A 3,020-nucleotide genomic window follows, 5' to 3' on the forward strand; every position below is an offset into this window, starting at 1 on the left:
CGCTCCACCCTGATGTGGCGCTTCATGCTTGCCGACAACCTCACCGACTGCGCCAAAATGATTGCCGAAATCAGCAATGGCAAGCGCATGACGCGCGAGCGTTTGGAGCAAAACATGATTAAAATGCGCAAAATCAACGCCCGCATGGTCAAAAGCCGCAGCCATCTGGCCGCAACATCCGGCGAAAGCCACATCAGCAACAATATGATGGAAGCCATGCAGCATGCCCACCGCAAAATCGTCACCACCACCGAGCTGCTCCTGACCACCGCCGCCAAACTGCGCGCGCCCACGCTCAACGAAAGCGAAATCCGCCTGCTCGACCGCCATTTCAACCAACTCCAACGCGAGCTGCGCCTGACCGTCCGCCTCATCAAAGGCCACTACGCCCGCCGTATCCGCATCGATACTTCGCTCAATACCGAACTGAGCAAACCGGCCGCCCGCCTGCATTACGACTGGCAAGGCTTCCTCTGGCTCAGTACCAATATGCGTAACGAAATCGCCGCATTGGTGATTCTGTTGCAACGTTCGCGCAATAAATGGTTGGACAAAAAAGAATTGCAACGCCTGAAAGAATACCTGCGCAACGATACCGATCCGGAGCAACAATAAATACCGCATAAAGCAAAATCCCCTGCGATTGCAGGGGATTTTTATATTTGGTTGCGGGAGCAGGATTCGAACCTACGACCTTCGGGTTATGAGCCCGACGAGCTACCATGCTGCTCCATCCCGCGTCAGAAGTTGTAACTATACGGAAAGACGGAATCGCTGTCAAGCGTTTTTGACAGAAAATGCGAAAAACGCCGCTTTACAAAAAACCGTCCGCATGGTTTAATTTTCGTTAATAAAGAAACAGGGGTGCTGCTTTCAAACCAAGCGGCTGAGAAATACCCTTTACACCCGAACAGGATAATACCTGCGTGGGGAGTTTCGGCAAATGTGATTTTAAACGGTTGATTGAAAATATCCACAAGGCCGTCTGAAAAAAGCAATGCTCCTGTTTCCTTTCATAACCGAGAAACAGGAGCAATTTTTTTATGACTACCACTAAAAAAACCGGCGATGAGGCGCGCCGTCTTTCCGACTTGAGCGAAGACATCGGCATCCGCTTCCAATATCCCAATTCCGACCGTGTCTATATCCCGGGCAGCCGCGCCGACATCCGCGTGCCTTTGCGCGAAATCCGTCAGGATGATACCTACACAGCGCAAGGTACGGAAGCCAATCCGCCAATTCCGGTGTACGACACCAGCGGCGCATACGGCGATCCGGCGGCGCACATCGATCTAAAACAAGGGCTGCCGCACGTCCGCACCACATGGCTGGATGAACGCGGCGATACCGAAATCCTGCCTAAGCTTTCCAGCGAATACGGCACCGAACGCGCACACGATCCGAAAACTGCCCATCTGCGCTTCAACCAAATCACCCGTCCGCGCCGCGCCAAAGCAGGCCGCAATGTAACCCAGCTTCACTACGCCCGCCAAGGCATCATCACGCCGGAAATGGAGTTTGTCGCCATACGCGAACGCATGAAACTGGACGAACTTTTCAGACGGCCTGAATACGCCAAGCTCTTGAAACAACACGCAGGGCAAAGTTTCGGCGCGAATATCCCGACCCATCCCGACCAAATCACGCCTGAATTTGTGCGCCAAGAAATCGCCGCCGGACGCGCGATTATCCCTGCCAACATCAACCATCCCGAACTCGAACCGATGATTATCGGCCGCAACTTCCGCGTCAAAATCAACGGCAACTTGGGCAACTCCGCCGTTACCTCCAGCCTGACCGAAGAAGTCGAAAAAATGGTGTGGTCGCTGCGTTGGGGCGCGGACACGATTATGGATTTATCCACAGGCGCGCACATCCACGAAACGCGCGAATGGATTATCCGCAACGCGCCCGTCCCCATCGGCACCGTGCCGATTTATCAGGCGTTGGAAAAAACCGGCGGCATCGCCGAAGACCTGACTTGGAATTTGGTGCGCGACACCTTAATCGAGCAGGCAGAACAAGGCGTGGATTATTTCACCCTGCACGCAGGCGTATTGCTGCGTTATGTACCGATGACCGCCAACCGCCTGACCGGCATCGTATCGCGCGGCGGCTCCATCATGGCGAAATGGTGCCTTGCCCATCATCAGGAAAACTTCCTTTACACGCATTTCGACGAAATCTGCGAAATCATGAAAGCCTACGACGTATCGTTCAGCCTCGGCGACGGTCTGCGTCCCGGCTGCATTGCCGATGCCAACGACGAATCCCAATTTGCCGAGCTGCACACTTTGGGCGAATTGACCGCCAAAGCGTGGGAACACGACGTACAAGTCATGATCGAAGGTCCAGGCCATGTACCGCTGCAACGCGTGAAAGAAAACATGACCGAAGAGCTGCAACACTGCTTTGAAGCGCCTTTCTACACACTCGGTCCGCTCGTTACCGACATCGCCCCCGGCTACGACCACATCACCTCGGGCATAGGTGCGACCAATATCGGCTGGTATGGCACAGCCATGCTCTGCTACGTTACCCCGAAAGAGCATCTCGGCCTGCCCGACAAAGAAGACGTGCGCACCGGTATCATCACCTACAAACTCGCCGCCCACGCCGCCGACCTCGCCAAAGGCTGGCCGGGCGCACAGTTGCGCGACAACGCCTTAAGCAAGGCGCGTTTCGAGTTCCGCTGGCGCGACCAATTCCGCCTCAGCCTCGACCCCGAACGCGCCGAGAGCTTCCACGACGAAACCCTGCCCGCCGAAGGCGCGAAAATCGCCCACTTCTGCTCGATGTGCGGCCCCAAATTCTGCTCGATGAAAATCACGCAGGAAGTGCGCGACTACGCCGACAAGCAAAAAACACAACAGCAAGGCATGGAAGAAAAAGCGATTGAGTTCGTCAAAAAAGGAGCGAAGCTTTACAGTTAAAACGTAAAGCAAGAAAAGATGCTACTTTAGTCGTCTAGACCTATTTTGAGTAATTTAAATAACATATTGATTTATCTTGATATTTAT

Annotated in this window: 1 protein-coding gene, 1 tRNA gene, 1 pseudogene and 1 riboswitch; of the genes and pseudogenes, 2 read left to right on the forward strand and 1 reads right to left on the reverse strand. The window is 54.1% G+C overall.

Features of this window, described 5'->3' with window-relative positions:
• A pseudogene (locus ACTHSP_RS19150) lies at positions 1-615 on the forward strand (FUSC family protein); the annotation flags it as partial.
• A gap of 48 nt (positions 616-663) precedes the next feature.
• Here ACTHSP_RS19150 and ACTHSP_RS19155 read toward each other — a convergent pair.
• Positions 664-740: transfer RNA gene (locus ACTHSP_RS19155), tRNA-Met, on the reverse strand.
• A gap of 110 nt (positions 741-850) precedes the next feature.
• Positions 851-950, forward strand: a riboswitch (TPP riboswitch).
• A gap of 93 nt (positions 951-1,043) precedes the next feature.
• On the opposite strand from ACTHSP_RS19155, the gene thiC reads away from it, so the two are divergent.
• Positions 1,044-2,933, forward strand: coding sequence for a phosphomethylpyrimidine synthase ThiC (gene thiC, locus ACTHSP_RS19160; protein WP_049358181.1), 1,890 nt, complete (start codon positions 1,044-1,046; stop codon positions 2,931-2,933).
• Positions 2,934-3,020 lie beyond the last annotated feature (87 nt).

The organism is Neisseria sp. P0001.S005 (genome assembly GCF_051963715.1).

Excerpts from the sequence above, each read along its gene's own strand:
- thiC (WP_049358181.1), top strand. The coding sequence starts at position 1,044 with ATGACTACCACTAAAAAAACCGGCGATGAGGCGCGCCGTCTTTCCGAC.